The organism is Gilliamella sp. W8123, assembly GCF_016101085.1.
GTDB lineage: Bacteria > Pseudomonadota > Gammaproteobacteria > Enterobacterales > Orbaceae > Gilliamella > Gilliamella apis.
Genome location: NZ_JACFRE010000004.1, coordinates 24,827 through 44,458, shown reverse-complemented (window position 1 = coordinate 44,458; position 19,632 = coordinate 24,827). Strand labels below are relative to the sequence as shown.

Genomic DNA, 19,632 nt, shown 5'->3' with positions numbered 1-19,632 from the left:
AATAACAGCAATAACCGTGCCAAAACAAAATAAATTAAAAATAATCAATAATTAATTTTTTAAGTTACTAATGTGTTTTTATGTGTTTTAATACACATTAAGGAATAGATTTGCTAAAACACATTAGGATGTGAAATGTTAAGAATTGAGATTATTTTCCAAAAATTACAGGAATTAACGCTAAAAAACAGTGAAGGAGTTACTACTTCTGAACTTGCCACATTACTGAATTATTCTCGGGCAAATGTTAGCCACGAATTAAATCAGCTTATTAAGCAAGGAAAAGTGGTTAAAGATAAAGGAAAACCAGTCAAATATTCTATTGCTAAATCTTCGATAAAAACCGAAAACAAACCAAATTTCAAATTTGGTGAATTCAAAAATTTTATCGAATCTAGCACCAGTTTGCATACCTTGATTGAACAAGCTAAAGCAGCTATATTTTATCCTCCTCATGGTATGAATATTTTAATTACTGGTGAGACAGGAGTTGGCAAATCACTGTTTGCCGAACTGATTTATAACTATGCTAAAAGTGTCAATAAAATTAGTCCTGATGCGCCATTTATCCACTTTAATTGTGCTGATTACGCTTCAAATCCACAATTACTTTTAACCCAATTATTCGGCTGTAAAAAAGGTGCCTATAGTGGTGCAATCGATGATCGTGAAGGTTTAGTTGAAAGGGCGCACACCGGACTGTTATTTTTAGATGAAGTTCACCGTTTACCACCAGAAGGACAAGAAATATTTTTTACTTTTATTGATAAAGGCCTTTTTAGACGACTAGGTGATACCGTAGAACGAACAGCACAAGTTCGCATTATTGCCGCAACGACAGAAGATCCGAATTCAGCATTATTGCGTACATTTACTCGTCGCTTTCCTATGAATTTAACCATTCCGCCTTTAAGAGCAAGAACTTTTGAGGAAAGATTTAATCTAATTCAAAATTTCTTTAATACCGAATCGGCACAATTAAAAGAAAAAATTGTCGTATCAAGTAATGCCCTTCGCGCTTTGTTAGGCTATAACTGCCCTAATAATATAGGGCAACTTGAAGCTGATATTCGTTTTATTTGTGCAGCCGCCTATGCCAAACATATTTCCTACAGTAATTCAGAGTATATTTATATTAATAGTGCTCTATTACCAAATCATATCAGTGAAGCATTATTGATTGAAACACAACATCGCCAAACGTGGAATAAAATCATTGGTATTAATCGAAAAAATATTATATTTCAGGGAGAAGATAATAAGATCCTATATGAAAATAATAAATCTAATGATATCTACGATATCGTAAATCGAAAAATCGCTGAATTAAAAACACAAGGTAGGGGAAATTTCGAACTCGAAGAAGAAATTGAACAAGAGATTCAGGATTATTTTTATACCTATATTTATAATAATACTAAAAAATATGATAAGAATAAGTTGAAAAATATAATTTCAACTAAAGTATTACGTTTAACTGAAGCCTTAATTGAACAGGCTGAAAACAGTTTACAGTGCAGCTTTAATAATCGTATTTATTATAGTTTAGCTAACCATATCGAACAGACATTAAAGCGAATAAATAGCAATCAAAAGATTAGTCATCCGCAATTAAATAAAATCCGAACGAATTATCCAAATCAATTTAATGCTGCACTTGATTGTCTCACAATGATTGAACACATTATGGATACGACACTGCCCATTGATGAAGCTGCTTATCTGGCCATGTTTTTTATATATGGTACTAATAATCCTATTTTACCTTCAAATAATGTGCAAATTGTCGTTATTGCTCACGGAGATAAAACCGCAACGTCAATCACGAAAACAGCACATGACTTACTTAACATTGAATATGCACTTGCTTTTGATGTGCCACTTGATGAATTGCCACAAAAAATTCTCGAAAAAATTATTAACCATATTCAATTAACTAAAAATAAATCAGACATGCTATTACTGGTTGATATGGGATCTTTGAAAAATTTTGGTGAAGAGATAGAGGCAAAATGTAATATTAAAACCAAAACAATTCAACTGGTTAGTACTTTACATGTGATTGAGGCAATTCAAAATGCAATGAATGGATATTGCTTAGAAGAAGTATATGAGAATGTCTTACAAATTCATATGCTTAATCAAGCACCATTAGTATCAGCACCGCAAGAAGAGAGTTTAGTTAATAAAAAATTAGCCATTTTAATTATTAATGTGCCGAATAAAAGTACCAATATCACCATAGATTTATTAAATAATGTACTTTCATATCGACAAAATATCTTAGACATTATTGCACTTAGTTTATCTCACGAAGATGATAAATTATTTAAAGAAATCGAAGAAATTCAGCAAAGCCATACGATTGTTGCTATAGTGAGCCCATTTAACTTTAATACTTCAATCAGCCAATTCGATTTAACATCATTAATTTATCCGGACAATATTAAGAAATTACAGCAATTAATTGATATTGAAACCATTTACTCTTTAATCGAAAAAACACTTTCGAATATTTTATCCAATATTGAACCACGCGATTTACTAACCGATATTAAGCATTTTAATGAAAATATAACCCGTAAATTTAATATTAGAGTATCAAATAATACTTTGATTGGACTCGTTATGCATATTGCTTGTATGCTTGAACAGATAATTAATGGCGAGCAGAGCAAGGTTAAATTTATTGATAAACAAAATTATATTCGTAAGTATAGGAATGAATATTCAATTATTAAAGATGAATTAGTTGTCTTTGAAGAAAAATATAAAATTACCATTCCTGAAGAGGAGATCTGCTATATATTAAAATTCTTTAACCACCTTTAGAAAAATGGCAATATCAAGCCATACTCCTGATATAACCTGATCAATAAGGCCCGTAATATCACGGGCTGTTATGAGGTTATTTAAAAATTAGGCCTGTTTTTTGCCAACAAAAAGATGAGCAAATTAATATTAAAATCCCCAATATTGCGAAGATAAAGTATAGGCCAATATAGGCTTTTTTCTTTATCTTCACAAGCTGTTACCTTATAACTCACTCACATCAGAACAATAGCGTTATGTTATTGCGTATGTTCTCACAACTAAAATGTAACTTTATAGTTTTAATTAAATTTAATATAAAAAGGGATAATATAAATATTATCCCTTTTTATATCAGATTAGTAACATTTCATATTGCTAGATAAATTTAAATTTTTATTACTTTAATACATTTATTAATTCAGATATATCAGCTCGTTCCATATAATTAGCATTAACATAAGCAAAATAAACCTTTTTATCTTGCCCAATTAAATAAGTTGCGGGTATTGGCAATGTATAGCTATCATCGCCATTAAAATCCAATAAATTAGCACCTAAATTATTATATAACTCTCTAACTTTTTCAGGTAATGTGAATACTAAACCAAACTTATCAGCTATGTTATTTTTAATATCTGATAGTATCGTTATCGACATCGATTTTTCTTGTTTTAACTGTGCGCTAATTGCAGCTTTCTGTGGTGAAATAGCAATAAAATGCATATTTTTAACTTGCTGAATTAGCTCTAAATTATTTTGAAAATGTTCTAATTCTTTTACACAGAACGGGCACCAACTACCTCGAAAGAAACTAATAATTACGGGTTTGGTTTCCAGTAATTTGTATAAATTGATTTCTTGATTATCAGTTGATATTAGTGAAAAGTCTGGTGCAATATCTCCACATTGTAAAGAATGACTATCTAGTTTTTCACTTAACATATCTGCTAATGAGTTATCCAGAATATTTTGTACTTCTTGGGGTAATTGGGTAATTAAATCTTGTCTTAATCTTTGTAAATCTTCAATTAGTTTCATTTAACGATTTCCTTTCTTGATACATTTTCATGAATTTGGCTTAATACCTTTTTGAATATAGCAACATCATTATCAGATAAATTATTAGTTATTTTTTCTATCCAAAAACTGTGCTCTTTTAACGTTTCCGTCAATAAATCCATTCCTGCTGGGGTTAAACAAATAATGGAAATTCTTTTGTCATTTTCATCATTTCTTTTTGATACTAGCTCATCATTAATTAGAGAACTAACAAGTGTTGTTGTTGAAGCTTTAGTTATCCCTAATAATTTAGCAATTTCTTGCAAAGATAATTCTTGGTATTCTTTTAATAAAACTAAAATAATTAATCGACTTTCTGAGAGATGATATTTTTGAAGACGTTTGGCACACTCTATATCAATTAGATTAGCAACAGATAACAACGTAAAGCATGTTCGGATTTTTTCTAAATCTACTGTATTTTGTTTCTTCAAAATATTGCAAAAAGATAAATAGCGATTTTCAAGCTGCATACTTTATATCCATAAAATTAGTTAGCCACCTTACTAATTTAATATGCTAATTAAGATATGGTTTAATGTCAATAAGGAATATTGAATAATAAAGAAAAATATACGATATCTGAAAACAGCAATAATGCTATTTAAAAAAGCAGAATAAAAAAATCGAGCCATTATTTGGCTCGATTGTATAATCAATAATGAAGGTTATCCAAAAAACTTCTTCACTTTATCAATAAAGCCTTTTTCTTTTGGACTGTGTTTTGAGTTTTTATCAGATTTAAAACTTTCGCCTAACTCTTTTAATAACTCTTTTTGTTTGCTAGTTAGATTAACTGGTGTTTCAACTGCAACATGGCAATAGAGATCACCTACAGCACTGCCTCGTAATGATTTAATGCCTTTTCCACGTAATCTAAACATTTTACCGGTTTGTGTTTCTGCCGGTATGGTTAGGCTAACTTTACCGTTCAGGGTTGGTACTTCAACCTCACCACCTAGCGATGCTAACACAATATTAATTGGAATTTCGCAATGTAAATTAGTGCCATCTCGCTCAAAGATTGCATGCGGTTTTACTTGTACTTGTACATATAAGTCACCAGCTGGAGCACCATTTAATCCCGCTTCACCTTCACCTGAGAGTCGAATTCGGTTTCCTGTATCAACCCCAGCAGGAATAGTAACAGAAAGTGTTTTAGTTTTTTGAACACGTCCTTCACCATGACATTTCTTACATGGATTTTTAACCACTTTTCCACGCCCATGACAAGTCGGACACTCTTGCTGTACGGCAAAAAAGCCTTGTCGCATTTGCACAACACCAGCACCGTGACAGGTATTACAAGTTACAACATCTGAAGCTTTTTCAGTTCCTTGACCATGGCAAACATCACAATTAACCCAAGTTGGTACTTTAATCTCTTTGCTTACACCGCTAGCAGCTTCTTCTAATGTTAATGAAATATTATATTGTAAGTCATTACCACGCGATGCTGCTTGACCTCGTCCTCGGCCACCACCGAAGAAATCACTGAAGATATCATCAAATGCAGAACCGCCGCCAAAACCACCAAAACCGCCGAACCCACCTGTGCCACCTTGCCCTTGTTCAAAAGCAGCATGGCCATACTGATCATAAGCAGCTTTCTTTTGTGGATCGGTTAAGATTTCATAAGCTTCTTTAACTTCTTTGAATTTTGCTTCAGCTTCAGCTTTATTATCCTGATTTTTATCCGGATGATATTTCATGGCTAGGCGTTTGTAGGCTTTTTTTATCTCAGTTTCACTGGCATTTTTACTCACGCCTAATGTTTCATAATAATCTTTCTTCGCCATAATTAACCTTTAAATTTAATCATTATATAAACAACTAAACGGGCTTGAGTTACCTCGCGCCCGTTTAATGTTTTACATGTTTAAAACTCGTTGCAATAACTCATTAAAAAACATATCAGTTAATGCTTATTTTTTTTCATCATCAACTTCTTTGAAGTCTGCATCAACAACATCATCTTGTCCTGCAGCACTTCCGCTATTTTCTTGACCTGCAGATTGATCTGCTTGAGCTTGTTGTTGAGCTAACTCAAGTAATTTTTTTGAAGCTTCCATTAATGCATTAATTTTAGCTTCGATCTCTGCTTTGTCTTCACCGCGAGCGGCATTTTCTAAATCACTCACAGCACTTTCAATAGCTGTTTTATCATCAGCTGATAATTGATCACCAGCTTCAGTCACTTGTTTACGAGTTGAGTGAACAAGATGATCAGCTTGGTTACGAATTTGAGCTAATTCTTCAAATTTACGGTCTGCATCAGCATTTGCTTCAGCATCATTTACCATTTTTTGGATCTCTTCTTCGCTTAATCCTGAAGAAGCCTTAATGGTAATGTTTTGCTCACGACCAGTATTTTTATCTTTTGCTGATACATGCAAAATACCATCAGCATCGATATCAAAGGTTACTTCGATTTGTGGCATACCACGTGGTGCAGCTTGAATACCATCAAGGTTAAATTGACCTAATGATTTATTGTCACTTGCACGTTTACGTTCACCTTGTAATACATGGATAGTTACGGCTGATTGATTATCTTCAGCAGTTGAGAATACTTGACTATGTTTTGTTGGGATAGTCGTGTTTTTCTCAATTAAGGTAGTCATTACACCACCCATTGTTTCAATACCTAATGATAATGGTGTTACGTCAAGTAATAATACATCTTTAACATCACCACCTAATACACCACCTTGTACTGCTGCACCAACAGCTACTGCTTCATCAGGGTTAACGTCTTTACGTGGTTCTTTACCAAAGAAATCTGCAACAGCTTTTTGAACCATTGGCATACGTGTTTGACCACCAACTAAAATGACATCTTTAATATCAGAAACACTAAGACCGGCATCTTTTAATGCTGTTTTAACAGGTTCCATTGAACGTTTAACTAAATCTTCAACTAATGATTCAAGTTTAGCGCGAGTCACTTTGATATTTAAGTGTTTTGGCCCACTTGCATCAGCAGTAATATACGGTAAGTTAATATCAGTTTGTTGAGCTGATGATAATTCAATTTTCGCTTTTTCAGCAGCTTCTTTTAAACGTTGCATTGCTAATGGATCATTTTTAAGATCAAATCCTTGTTCACGTTTGAATTCATCAACTAAATAGTTGATTAAACGTGAGTCAAAGTCTTCACCACCTAAGTGAGTATCACCATTTGTTGCTAATACTTCAAATGTTTTTTCACCATCAACTTCATCAATTTCGATAATTGAGATATCAAAAGTACCACCACCAAGGTCATATACAGCAATAGTACGGTTACCAACATCTTTATCTAAACCATAAGCTAACGCTGCTGCGGTTGGCTCGTTGATAATACGTTTTACATCTAAACCAGCAATACGACCAGCATCTTTGGTTGCTTGACGTTGTGCATCATTAAAATAAGCAGGAACAGTAATAACTGCTTCTGTCACAGGCTCACCAAGATAATCTTCTGCAGTTTTCTTCATTTTCTTTAATACTTCAGCAGAAATTTGTGGTGGAGCAATTTTTTGACCTTTAACATCAACCCAAGCATCACCATTATCAGCTTTAACAATTTTATATGGCATAATACCAACATCACGTTGTACTTCAGCATCTTCATAACGACGACCGATTAAACGTTTAATTGCAAATAATGTATTTTGTGGATTGGTTACGGCTTGGCGTTTAGCTGGTTGACCAACTAAGATTTCACCATCTTGAGTGTAAGCAATGATGGAAGGGGTTGTGCGATCACCCTCGGCATTTTCTAATACTTTTGCTTGACCATTATCCATTACTGCAACACATGAATTTGTTGTACCTAAATCGATACCAATAATTTTACCCATAATCTTTTCTCCTCAAACCTGTATTTTATTTCTTATATATAAGACTGAAAACATCGTTTTCAAGTCCCATTTTAGATAAAGAAATGTTTTTGTTTTCACATAAATGGGAACAATATTATTAATATCAAGGGGTGATACAAAATTATTTTTTACAAAATCTTGATTATCAGCTTTTCAACACTTATTATTGCCGCTCTTTTTTACTAAGATTAATTTATAGGATCCTTATGGAACAAATAAAACTTGCAAATCCAGGTCCACTTGGACTAATGGGTTTTGGTATGACTACAATTTTATTAAATATTCATAATGCAGGATTTTTTCCAGTTATGACGGCAATCGTTTCTATGGGTATTTTTTATGGTGGATTAGCCCAAGTAATCGCAGGAATTTTAGAATTCCGTAAAGGAAATACCTTCGGAACAACCGCGTTTACTTCATACGGTTTCTTTTGGATTGCTTTAGTTGGTATTTGGTATTTACCTACTTCACCAGCAACTGCACCTACCGATGCAACTTTTTTAGGGATTTTTCTAGCACTGTGGGGTATTTTTACCGCATTTATGTTTATTGGTACATTAAAAGCTAATCGAGCATTACAATTTGTTTTTGCCAGCTTAACCATTTTATTCGCTCTATTAGCAATTGGTAATATTTCTGGTAACCATGACATTATTCATATTGCTGGTTTTGAAGGCATAATTTGTGGTGCGAGTGCAATTTATCTTGCGATGGCTGAAGTTCTAAATGAACAATTTGGTCGTACAATTCTACCTATTGGTGCAGCAAAAGGCGCTACACATTAGTTCATCTCAATTTTGATACTTACCCAATTCTATCGGTAGGTATCAAGTTCTTTTCCGCAACAATCCATTATCATTTTTCATTCATCAATGCTCGGCATACATCTCGTAGCGATTGTGTATGTTTTTCTAATCTTTCATCAGATAAATAATTATCTTTAGACGAGTGAGCATTTTTTATAAGAATTTTATTATCTTCATTTATATGACCTGATGTGATCATAATGTAATTAGGTAATTGAGTTTCAATACTCCCATCATGAAAATGAACATCCGCTATATTTAGATCAGATCCTTGTGGTTTAAAAAAAACTAAATCATCACCATTGGCAATACTATCCAAGAAAATAAATTTTTTATCTTTGATTTGTTTAGCATAGCTTTCTAACATTTTTAAACCATATTGGCCACTATTGCCGCCATCATAAAGAACAAAAGCAATTTTTTTCTTTTCTTTTTTATCTAACTTATTAATAAGATTAATAATAGTAATAATACTTGATGAATTACAAATGAAATTTTTAGTGTTTGGAATGCCACTTTTAAATTTGGCAATTAAGAAAAACAATAGCACTGTTGAAACTATAGCTGAAATGCCAGAAACACTAAAAAAGCCATTAATACGGATATCAGGTAAAAAAACGAGGTAATTTAATATTAATGATGCAATGAATAAAAATATAAACGGGGCAACACTAATAAAGTAAGTCAGCTTACTAAATTGTGATTGAAAAGCATACGTTTTCTGCAAATTAAAATTATTGATGCCTGTATCGTAATTAGTACAAATAACGACCTCTGCTTTATTAAGATCGCCGATATAAGCATTATAATAATTTTGATAACGTCTAGTTGCTAATTTTAATTTAGATAGTTTCGCATCCACTTGATAACCTAATGGCGCTAATTCCTTAGATATTACCCTTAAAAAAGAGATTTTCTCTTTTGGATTAAACCTTTTACCAAATATGATGCCATATCGTAAAATCAGATCTTTCAATATTTCCATTATTAATAAACTATTTTTAAATAAAGTTAGACAATATAGTTAATATGATTTTTAAAATCATATTAACTATAAATAGATTAAGATAAAAATTAACTTAATAACATTAAATTAGTTATTACATTAATAGTCATCATCATTTTCATTGTTGTTTGATTGAGATATGTTGGCAATGGCATCTTGAATATTTTCATGCCCAGCCTCGATACATTCGGCAGTAAGATCATTCAATGACACAGAATCTCTATTACATACTGCATTAATTACCATAGGCAGACTCATACCAGTAATGACTCGAACATTCATACCAAGCTCATTCCATTGTGGAACGCATTGCATCGAAGCATTATATGGAGATGCGCCATAAAGGTCGACAAATATAAGAACACCATCGCCAGAATCTAAAGATTTTGAACAATTGAATAAATCAGTTTTTAACTGATTTATATCTTGTCCAGGATTAAGTGATAATGATTCAAATTGGCTTTGTTCTCCAACAATCATTTTCACACTGTCTTTTATTCCAGCCGCCATACTTCCATGGCTAACTAATAAAACACCGATCATATTATTAATCCTATATTATTCAAACATTTTAATTACTTCACTTAAAGGTACTTTCTTTAATGAAGGCGTTGCTTGGCAATAAATATCCATATTCGGAAAACTATTTTGTAAATCAATTAATAAATCGAGTTGCTCTTTATTAATCGATACTTCTTTAATGATTGAGGTTGCCCCTGGTACCAGTGGTAAACCGCCAATATTAAGATTAGTTACAGGTACGCCAGATTTAATAATTTTATACATTACTTCAATATTTTTAGTAATTAAAATAACGTTAAAATCATCATATTGACGATCGTTCCAATACCTAACCGCACCATCTTCTTTTAATACTCTAATTTTATGACCAGTGCTGGCACCTGCGCCAAGAATAATATTTTTGGTGAATTCATCATTTGCCGAATAATCATCTGCAACAAATAAGGCATTAGCTCCGGCCGCTTTTGAAACATTTGTTGCAACTTGACCATGAATAAGACGACTATCAACCCGAGCTAAAACAACTTTTCCCATAATTTAAAACCTCTATTATTATTTATATTTAATTATTTTTATAAAATACCAATTGCGGCTAAAACACCAAGAATAACAGTTAGCCCAATTAAAGCTCTTGTTACTTTCAATCCTTTCTTAGAAAAATAAAAATACAGTCCCATTACAACAACAAGCGGTAATACTCCAGGTAAAATCTTATCCAGTGTATCTTGTATAATGAAATCTTTACCAGATAAGGTAAATTTTAAACTTGAAGAAACTTTAATATAGCTAGCAGCTAAAATACCCATCATAAATAGACCTAAAATAGATAAGGCTTCTATGATCATCTGCATCTTATTTCCAACGACTTCTGTTGCCGCATTTCTACCTAATTTAAATCCTAATTGGGCAAAATAGTAACCAACAAATAGTTGATATAAAACAAATGCAACAAATGGGAACAATGCACCTATCGCTAAACCTTCTTGCGCCCAAGGTAATGCGATGGCAATAAAAATATATTGTATAGTACCCGAGTCAATCGCATCCCCGATACCAGCCAAGGCTCCCATTAAACCGGCTTTAGTGTTATAAAGCACATCATTATCGATACTAATCGGTTTGTTTTGATAAACTTCATCAGCACGCACCGCTTCTAGTGAAGCCATAATTCCTGAAATTGTTCCACCACCCCACGTAATTTGAGTATTAAAAAATAACAAATGCCGTTGATAAGCAGCAGCTAATTCACTTTTTGATTTATATAACTTTTTAAGAATTGGCATTAATCCCCACATTAATGATGCCGCAAGATAACGGTCAAATGAGTGTGGAATTTCATTGGCATAATACCAACGTAACCATGCAAATGTGATATCTTTTTTAGTAATCGTTTCTGGCTTTAGATCAATACTTTCTTGTACTATTTCTGTCATTATAAAATTCCTCTTTCTAATTTATTAATCAAATAACTAATGATTAATAATCATCGTCATCAACTTGATTGTTATTATTTGAATTATTTCTAGGTTGATCTACCGCAGAATTTACTGCTTCATTTTTTGCAAGAACAAAAATAAACGCAACTATTGCACCAACTATTGCGTAAGTTACCATGGTAACATTTAGTGGTTTGGCAATAACCGCCATAAAATAGGCAAGTAAGAAGAAAATGATGTAGCTTTTTTTACCAATAACATAAATGGTTAACGCAATACCCACAGCAGCAAGACCGTCACCAATTACATTAAGAATATGGAAAACTAGTCCTCCGGCATTAGATTTAATTACATCAGCAATAATTGGTGCCCCAAAATATAACGCAACAAACATAAACGGTATGAACAATGCAAAGCTACAAATTATTGGTAATACGATGATAGAAAAGGTTAATCCTTTACTATTAGCTTCTTCGGCATATTTTTCTGTTAATTTCATAATCATGGTATTAAAGAAAAATCTTAATTGATACAAGTAAGATCCTAATAATCCTACCGGTACTGCCACAGCAACAGCAGCTTTTGGTTCCATTTTACCCAACAGTGCGACGGTGACAGCAACTGCTGTTGCTATAGCTGGTTCTGATGGCATTTGCCCACCAGGCGAAAAAACACCCATATAAATCAACTGAATAGCTGCTGTTGTTATCATTGCATTAGGAATGTCATTAAACACAATCCCAACGATTAAACCGGTCATCATTGGTGTAAATCGCAACGTTAAAGTAGCACCACCTAGACCCCGAGACATTACCATTGCAACCCATATTGATATAATAGCTGCTTGAAGAAACGTTACATGCATTTCTTGCATATATAAACTCCTTACTATTTTTATAATTAATTAGTTAGTTTAAGTTAAATGATTAAGAAACCACCGATTGTAGTTCTAAGTTATTAACAAAATTTTCTACATCTTGTACACATTTTTCCCCCATACCTTGCAGACATTCAATTGCATAAGCAGAAGTATGCGGCGTAACAAGAACTTTAGGATGTTTAACTAAAGGATGATCACTGTATGAAGGTTCAACATACATGACATCTGTTGCGTGACCAGCTACAGTGCCATTATCGAGCGCATTTAAAAGTGCAGTTTCATCAATTAATTCGGCTCGAGCAGTGTTAGTTATATAAACGCCTTTTTTCATCAAAGAAAATTGCGGCGCTTTTAAAATATGATAACTAGTTTCATTTAATGAGGCATTTAACGAGATGATATCTGCATTTTGCAGTAAATAATCTAACTCAACAATTTCAATATTATTTTTGTTAGCCCAATCGACATTAACTTTTGGGTCAACCACCAATAGGCGAGCATTAAATCCATGTTTGAAAATTTCTGCCACGCGACTACCAATGTTGCCACAGCCAATAATACCAATTACTTTACCCGTAACATTGATACCTAAAAAAGAGGCTCTTTTCTTCCATTCATTTGACTTAACCGCTTCTTGTGATTGAACTGTTTGTCTAATTAATGCAAGTAAATTAGTCACTGCATTTTCAGCAACAGCATCACGTTCAACCAAAGGAGGTACGATAGTAACTATTGTGCCATGCTCTTTGGCAGCAACAACATCAACATTATTAAATCCGATGCCATGACGGGAAAGTAATAGTAGCGGTTGTTTTTTATTATCAAAAAATTCTTTGTTAAAAAAAGGTCTGACACTGGCAATAACAATATTGAAATCTTGCAGTGCATCAGCTAATTCCTTCCCTGGAATATTATTTTCAAAAGTAAAATGTTTTACTTCACCTATTTTTTCTAATCTTTCTAAATGATTAGGAAAATATTTTCCAAAACTACTTGAGTTGATTATAGCGATTTTATAATTTTTCACTCAATGCTCCTAATTCATGATTTATATACTTATATAAAGTTATTTATAGGAATATAAATATTATTTTATTTCCATTCAGCCACAATGTGACTGGTAACATTTAGTATAGTTTATAAACTTTTTAAAAAAGTGAATTTAGATCACATATTTAATAAAAAATTATTTTCTATAATTATTAGATAGCAAGCTGAATAAATAAAAAAGGAAAATTGGAGAATAATTGTTTGAATATATTAATTATTTTCATAATCGCATAATCTAAATATGAAAATTTTTAACAAATTATTTAGATATAAAAAAAGGGCATAATGCCCTTTTTCAGATTGAATTAGTTAATACTACTTTTTATAAGCATCATTATGTACACCAACCGCTGCGCGGCCTGATGGATCATTTAGATTTTTAAATGACTCATCCCATTCGATCGCTTTAGCTGTTGAACAAGCTACTGTTGGACCACCAGGTACGCAATGTGCAGCACTTTCAACTGGGAATAATTCATCAAAAATTTCACGATACATATAAGCTTCTTTTGAAGCTGGAGTATTGTATGGGAAACGGAATTTTGCATTTTCCAACTGTTGATCGGTAATTTTGCTTTCGGCAATCTCTTTTAAGGTATCGATCCAACTATAACCTACACCGTCAGAAAATTGCTCTTTTTGACGCCAAACCACTGATGCTGGTAAATAAGATTCAAATGCTTCACGAACAATGTGTTTTTCCATTTTACCGTTACTACCACACATTTTATCTTGTGGGTTAATGCGCATAGCAACATCTAAGAATTTTTTATCTAAGAATGGTACCCGAGCTTCAACGCCCCAAGCAGCCATTGCTTTATTAGCACGCGCACAGTCATACATATGCAGTGCCGCTAATTTACGCACAGTTTCTTCATGGAACTCTTTAGCATTTGGCGCTTTGTGGAAATAGAGATAACCACCAAATACTTCATCAGCACCTTCACCTGATAGAACCATTTTAATACCCATAGCTTTAATTTTTCTTGCCATTAAGTACATCGGTGTTGAGGCACGAATCGTTGTTACATCATAAGTTTCAATGTAGTAAATTACATCACGAATTGCATCAATCCCTTCTTGTATTGTGAAGTTAATTTCGTGGTGAACAGTACCTAAATGATCAGCAACGGCTTGAGCAGCTTTAAGATCAGGTGCACCTTTTAAACCAACCGCAAATGAGTGTAATTGTGGCCACCATGCTTCTGATTTTTCATGATCCTCTACACGACGCGCAGAAAACTTTTTAGTAATCGCTGAGATAACTGAAGAATCAAGTCCACCAGATAGTAAAACACCATAAGGAACATCAGACATAAGATGGCTTTTTACTGACTCTTCTAATGCTATACGAAGTTCATTGATATCTGTCTTATTATCTTTGACATTATCATATTCCATCCAATCTCGTTTGTAGTAGGTTTTAATTTCACCTTCAGTGCTAGATAAATAACAACCAGGAGGGAAAGCCTCAATAGTTTTACAAACTGGGACCAATGCTTTCATTTCAGAGGCAACATAAAATGTGCCGTTTTCATCATATCCCATATACATTGGGATTATACCGATATGATCACGACCAATAAAATAGGTACCTTTATTAATATCATAAAGAATAAACGCAAACATACCTTGTAAATCATCAAGACAGTTAATACCTTTTTCTTGATATAAGGCTAGGATAACTTCACAGTCAGATCCTGTCTGAAATTCATAACGATCTTTGTACTGATTTCGGAGTTCTTGATGATTATAAATTTCGCCATTTACCGCTAAAACTAGGGTTCTGTCTTTATTATAAAGCGGTTGAGATCCTGTATTAACATCTACAATTGATAAACGTTCATGAGCTAAAATAGCTTTATCAGAAGCAAAAATACCAGACCAGTCAGGTCCACGATGACGTTGTAGACTTGATAGTTCTAATGCTTTTGTTCGTAGTTGTTCTGGATCTGATTTAATATCAAGAATACCTAAAATCGAACACATTGATTTTCTCCATTTAAAATCGCCAAAGCGATACTATTTACAAATAAAACTTATTTTAATTATCACTGCAAGTAAATCGCAAAAATAACAGGATACACATTATTGGTAAACAATTAAAGTACAATATCATTATACTTTTTCTATTGTTGTAATAAAGTTTGCTATTATTTTTTTAACCACTGCCCTTGTTTTTCTATATATTGGCCTGCTGGCGTTTTTTCTTGTGCTTTACTACCAGCTCGGCTCTGCACGTCAGACAATGGTACTTTAGTTTCTGCAGATACTTTTTGATATTGCTGTTTGCGAGCCTGATTAATTAATTGAGCAATTTCGCTAGCATTACCTTCATTTTTGACCACGCCTAGGTAACCATCAGCTTGTTCACCAACCAACCCATTAGCTTTGGCTTGACTTAATTCATTAATTGCCTGATCTAAATTTAAAGCAAAAACTGGTAAAGCTAATATTATTGATAATAATGCTATCGTTGCTTTTTTATAGATATTCATAATAACCCCCTTATTAAATACATCATATTAAATTGTATTAAATATGTGTAAAATTTATTAAAAAATCATCTTATGTTGCGCAAGAGTAATTTTTTAGATTCATGACATTATTTGTAAATAACGACCGATAATAATATTAATTTAGTATAAACCTGATTTATTGATAATGTTATCTAAGGCTTTATCAACTTTAATATTAATTTCATGATCAATCTTAACATTCAAATTGATATTAATTGGTTCATTTGGCGCTTGTACCTTGACCGTTGGTGTACAGCTAATTAATACTGCGCTACACACGATAATAGTAATCATATTTTTTAGCATAATATAGCCTCTTATCTATCAAGATTTCCTTTTCAAATACGCTTCAATACGTTTTCGTATGGGTTCGTTAATCTGATCGGAAAGTTGTAAACTTATCAACAATTTTGCAATATTTTCTTCAAGATTAATATTTAAATTTACTGCTTTACCATTCTCAACATCTCGGTTATTGCCTTGGATATTTAATCCTAACTTAGCAATCTCATTAGCATAATTAACCGTACCTGACAATTTAGTATAATGAAAATTTTTAATAATATCAGTGAGAATTTTCATATTAGGATTGGCTTGTGCATAATTTTGCAATGCTGAATTTTCAAACCGTAAAAAGCCCTCATTAACCGTTACTAATTGACCATTTTTGATAATAATTTCGGTCAAAGCAGTGCCTTTTTTAGTAGAAGGTAATAAAGTAATCGGTAAAACACCATCTATCGCCCCTTCTCCAGCTAAGCCTTCGGCGGGATATTTTGTAAAAATATCTTTTAACTGTATCTTTTTTAACCTTAAAGTAAATTTTTGGGGTAATTTTGCTAAATTCAATTGCCCTTTATCAAGAGAAACAGAGCCAGAAAAAATAGCTGCTTGTGCTAATTGCCATTTTACAACTCCTTTATTTGGTGCAGCTAAAGATGCTGAATAACTTCCAGCTAATTTTATTTTTTCAAAAATAACACCAATATTCACTTGTTGAATGGTTAATGCTGAAGTTGTAACAGTAAATTGATTATTGTTAAATAAAAGATTTATATCCCCCAAGGCGGATTTAAATTCGCTAGCTTTATATATACCGTCAAATTTATTAATTGTTAATGTTGATTTGACGCTAACTTGATTAGCTTTAAATGGAATAGGCAATGCTGCATCAAGAGTTAATTTTCCGATCAATGGTTTAATAATTAAATCATCAGAGAAGTTCGCTTTTTCAATATTAACTTGTGCTTTATCGGTACTCTTTAAAGTAAATAGCTTATCGGTTAAAACACCGCTGAATGGTAAAGTTAAACTACCTTTTTCAATACCAAAATACGATAAGGATGTGGTCAAAACACCATTTTCAATTTCAATTGATGAATTTAATTGATTAAATGAGATATCAGCAGCAAGCGTTGCCATATCCTGAGTGTTACTGGCTAAATTGAGTTGCAAAGTATTTTGATTTTTAACTACTGCAACTTTCAGATTAAATAACTCACTATCTTGCTGGTGTAATGTTAAATGTTCAATGTTAATATTTGTTGGTAACCAGGCAATAATAGTTGAGATCAATGAAGGTTCAAAAGTAGATTGATCAAGTTTTTGTAATTGATCATCAGCAACCTTCACTACAGCTTGTGTATTGGTTAAATCGGCTTTTTGCCAATAGATATCGATATTTTTAGCGCTTAGCTGTGACCATGATATTTTCACATCGCTGGCCGTTACTGATAATTGTGATGGCTGAACAATATTTAGTTCAGCAAAAGATAAACCATCCCAGCTGATGTTGATACCTTGCCAGTCTATCGAAAGATTATATTCATCCTTAAATGCTAACCAATAACGCCATCCAGATAAACCTACTATGATTATAATCAACAGTATAAACGACGGAATCCAATAACGTTTCTTTAAGCGAGCCATAATAAACTCTCAACAAGATAAAGTGAATCGCCGAGTTATTATCGGCGATTAAATGAGATTATGCTTGAGTTTGTTCTCTGTTAGCAATATAAGCCAATGCTTTATCTATACGGGCTAAGGTGCGTTTTTTTCCAACCGCATAAACAGTAGCATCAACTGAAGGTGATTGACCAATTCCGGTTACAGCAACCCGAAGAGGCATACCAACTTTACCCATACCAACCTCAAGCTCTGCTGCTGTTGCTTCAATGGCATGATGAATTTTATCTATTTGCCAATCAAAATCAGAAATTGCTTCAATTTTAGCCTTAACCACTTCTAATGGCTCTTTGGCAACAGGGCGCAAATGCTTTTTAGCCGCATCAGCATCAAACTCAGCAAAATCTTGATAACAATAGCAACTTGATTCAGCCATTTCTTTCAATGTTTTACAACGTTCGCCAAATAATTTGACGATAGTAATCAAATCTGGGCCTTGAGTTAAATCATAACCTTGTTGATTCATATGCCAAACTAAATGTTGCGCGACATAATCAGCATCTAAATGGTTAATATAATGATGATTTAACCAAAGTAATTTTTCAGTATTAAATGCACTTGCCGACTTACTGACTGCATCTAAAGAAAAGTAACTCACCATTTCTGGCACCGAGAATATCTCTTGATCACCATGAGACCAACCAAGCCTAACTAGATAATTTAATAGAGCTTCAGGCAAATAACCATCATCACGATATTGCATAACACTTACCGCACCATGACGTTTAGATAATTTTTGCCCATCATCACCTAAAATCATCGATACGTGACCATATTCAGGTAATGGTGCACCAAGCGCTTTAAGTATATTAATTTGTCGAGGGGTATTATTAATATGATCTTCACCACGAATAACATGAGTAATTTCCATATCCCAATCGTCTACCACGACACAAAAATTATAAGTTGGAGATCCATCAGTACGACGAATTATAAGATCATCAAGCTCTTTATTGGCAATCTCAATTGGTCCTCGAATTAAATCGTTGAAGACAACTACTCCATCAGTAGGATTAGCAAAGCGAACAACATGAGGTTCGTCATGATTATGCTGTTTTTGTACGTCATCACAACGGCAATGACCATCATAACGCGCTTTTTCGCCTTTAGCCATTTGCTCTTCACGCAATTTTTCTAGGCGCTCTTTTGAACAATAACAACGATAAGCCGTACCATTAGCTAACATTTCATCAATCACTTGATTGTAACGATCAAAGCGTTTAGTTTGAAAATATGGGCCTTCATCCCATGATAATTTCAACCAATTCATTCCTTCCATAATCGCTTCAATCGCTTCTGGCGTTGAACGCTCAAGATCGGTATCTTCAATACGTAATACGAAAGCGCCTTGTGCATGGCGAGTATATAGCCAAGAATAAAGTGCTGTACGGGCACCACCCACATGTAAGTAACCGGTTGGGCTCGGTGCAAAACGGGTTTTAATTTTCATGAAATAATCCTATTAATAACAAAAAAGAACACTCAAACGTCAATTCGTTGCTCGCGCTCTTCTTTATTTAAACTCTTCTCATAAATGAGAAAAGTACTAACATTTTGTAATAAATTCAATTTAATTGATTATTCTAACATGCCAAAAGGTTTCGGCAAGCCATCGCTAATAGCATAAAATTAACAACTATTTTATAAAAGTATTGAATAATTAACTATATATTTTAGTATAAAAATCAAACTATAACGTATAAGTT

The 19,632-nt window shown here is 33.0% G+C and carries 17 protein-coding genes; 2 read left to right on the top strand and 15 right to left on the bottom strand.

The features are described 5' to 3' along the window. Positions 1-135 precede the first annotated feature (135 nt). Positions 136-2,832 (top strand): sigma 54-interacting transcriptional regulator, encoded by a 2,697-nt coding sequence (locus tag H3T56_RS05955; RefSeq protein ID WP_198192263.1) that lies wholly within the window; start codon positions 136-138, stop codon positions 2,830-2,832. Positions 2,833-3,210: 378 nt separating this feature from the next. Here H3T56_RS05955 and H3T56_RS05950 read toward each other — a convergent pair whose 3' ends face one another. The 4 genes from H3T56_RS05950 to dnaK form a co-directional block, all read right to left on the bottom strand. Next, positions 3,211-3,852, bottom strand: a complete 642-nt coding sequence (locus H3T56_RS05950; RefSeq protein WP_198192262.1) for a peroxiredoxin-like family protein — start codon at positions 3,850-3,852, stop codon at positions 3,211-3,213. Continuing rightward, positions 3,849-4,346 (bottom strand): MarR family winged helix-turn-helix transcriptional regulator, encoded by a 498-nt coding sequence (locus tag H3T56_RS05945; protein WP_065651393.1) that lies wholly within the window; start codon positions 4,344-4,346, stop codon positions 3,849-3,851. Before H3T56_RS05945 ends, H3T56_RS05950 begins: the two co-directional genes overlap by 4 nt. A gap of 195 nt (positions 4,347-4,541) precedes the next feature. Further along, positions 4,542-5,672: a molecular chaperone DnaJ gene (gene dnaJ / locus H3T56_RS05940; RefSeq protein WP_198192261.1), complete on the bottom strand. Its 1,131-nt coding sequence runs from the start codon at positions 5,670-5,672 to the stop codon at positions 4,542-4,544. Positions 5,673-5,798: 126 nt separating this feature from the next. Continuing rightward, positions 5,799-7,718 carry a molecular chaperone DnaK gene (gene dnaK, locus H3T56_RS05935; protein ID WP_198192260.1) on the bottom strand — a complete coding sequence of 640 codons (1,920 nt, stop codon included), beginning with the start codon at positions 7,716-7,718 and terminating at the stop codon, positions 5,799-5,801. 227 nt (positions 7,719-7,945) lie between these two features. Between dnaK and satP the strand changes: the two genes are divergently transcribed. Continuing rightward, complete coding sequence (satP, locus tag H3T56_RS05930) at positions 7,946-8,524, top strand: acetate uptake transporter (RefSeq protein WP_034903495.1); 579 nt, start codon at positions 7,946-7,948, stop codon at positions 8,522-8,524. A 70-nt stretch (positions 8,525-8,594) separates the two neighbouring features. Here the strand turns inward: satP and H3T56_RS05925 are convergent, their stop codons facing one another. The 11 genes from H3T56_RS05925 to gltX all read right to left on the bottom strand — a co-directional run bounded on the left by H3T56_RS05925 (position 8,595) and on the right by gltX (position 19,376). Beyond that, a complete protein-coding gene (locus H3T56_RS05925; protein WP_198192259.1) occupies positions 8,595-9,530 on the bottom strand; it encodes a hypothetical protein in 936 nt (311 codons plus the stop codon). Between the two features lie 120 nt (positions 9,531-9,650). After that, positions 9,651-10,094 carry a PTS sugar transporter subunit IIA gene (locus tag H3T56_RS05920; RefSeq protein WP_065651396.1) on the bottom strand — a complete coding sequence of 148 codons (444 nt, stop codon included), beginning with the start codon at positions 10,092-10,094 and terminating at the stop codon, positions 9,651-9,653. A 15-nt stretch (positions 10,095-10,109) separates the two neighbouring features. Continuing rightward, on the bottom strand, positions 10,110-10,607 hold the full coding sequence (locus H3T56_RS05915) for a PTS sugar transporter subunit IIB (protein ID WP_065577934.1): 498 nt from the start codon (positions 10,605-10,607) through the stop codon (positions 10,110-10,112). 38 nt (positions 10,608-10,645) lie between these two features. Beyond that, the gene (locus tag H3T56_RS05910) at positions 10,646-11,506 is read right to left on the bottom strand and encodes a PTS system mannose/fructose/sorbose family transporter subunit IID (RefSeq protein WP_065577935.1); all 861 of its coding nucleotides are present in this window, start codon (positions 11,504-11,506) and stop codon (positions 10,646-10,648) included. 43 nt (positions 11,507-11,549) lie between these two features. After that, positions 11,550-12,374 carry a PTS sugar transporter subunit IIC gene (locus tag H3T56_RS05905; RefSeq protein WP_065577972.1) on the bottom strand — a complete coding sequence of 275 codons (825 nt, stop codon included), beginning with the start codon at positions 12,372-12,374 and terminating at the stop codon, positions 11,550-11,552. A gap of 61 nt (positions 12,375-12,435) precedes the next feature. Continuing rightward, complete coding sequence (locus H3T56_RS05900; protein WP_198192258.1) at positions 12,436-13,416, bottom strand: D-isomer specific 2-hydroxyacid dehydrogenase family protein; 981 nt, start codon at positions 13,414-13,416, stop codon at positions 12,436-12,438. A 338-nt stretch (positions 13,417-13,754) separates the two neighbouring features. After that, positions 13,755-15,428 (bottom strand): asparagine synthase B, encoded by a 1,674-nt coding sequence (gene asnB / locus H3T56_RS05895; protein ID WP_198192257.1) that lies wholly within the window; start codon positions 15,426-15,428, stop codon positions 13,755-13,757. A gap of 164 nt (positions 15,429-15,592) precedes the next feature. Beyond that, the gene (locus H3T56_RS05890) at positions 15,593-15,937 is read right to left on the bottom strand and encodes a YdbL family protein (RefSeq protein ID WP_198192256.1); all 345 of its coding nucleotides are present in this window, start codon (positions 15,935-15,937) and stop codon (positions 15,593-15,595) included. A gap of 141 nt (positions 15,938-16,078) precedes the next feature. Next, positions 16,079-16,264 carry a YnbE family lipoprotein gene (locus H3T56_RS05885; protein WP_198192255.1) on the bottom strand — a complete coding sequence of 62 codons (186 nt, stop codon included), beginning with the start codon at positions 16,262-16,264 and terminating at the stop codon, positions 16,079-16,081. Between the two features lie 18 nt (positions 16,265-16,282). Continuing rightward, positions 16,283-17,887: a YdbH domain-containing protein gene (locus tag H3T56_RS05880; RefSeq protein ID WP_198192254.1), complete on the bottom strand. Its 1,605-nt coding sequence runs from the start codon at positions 17,885-17,887 to the stop codon at positions 16,283-16,285. Between the two features lie 58 nt (positions 17,888-17,945). Next, entirely contained in the window at positions 17,946-19,376 is a 1,431-nt protein-coding gene (gltX, locus tag H3T56_RS05875; protein WP_198192253.1) for a glutamate--tRNA ligase, read from the bottom strand. Between the last annotated feature and the right edge of the window lie 256 nt (positions 19,377-19,632).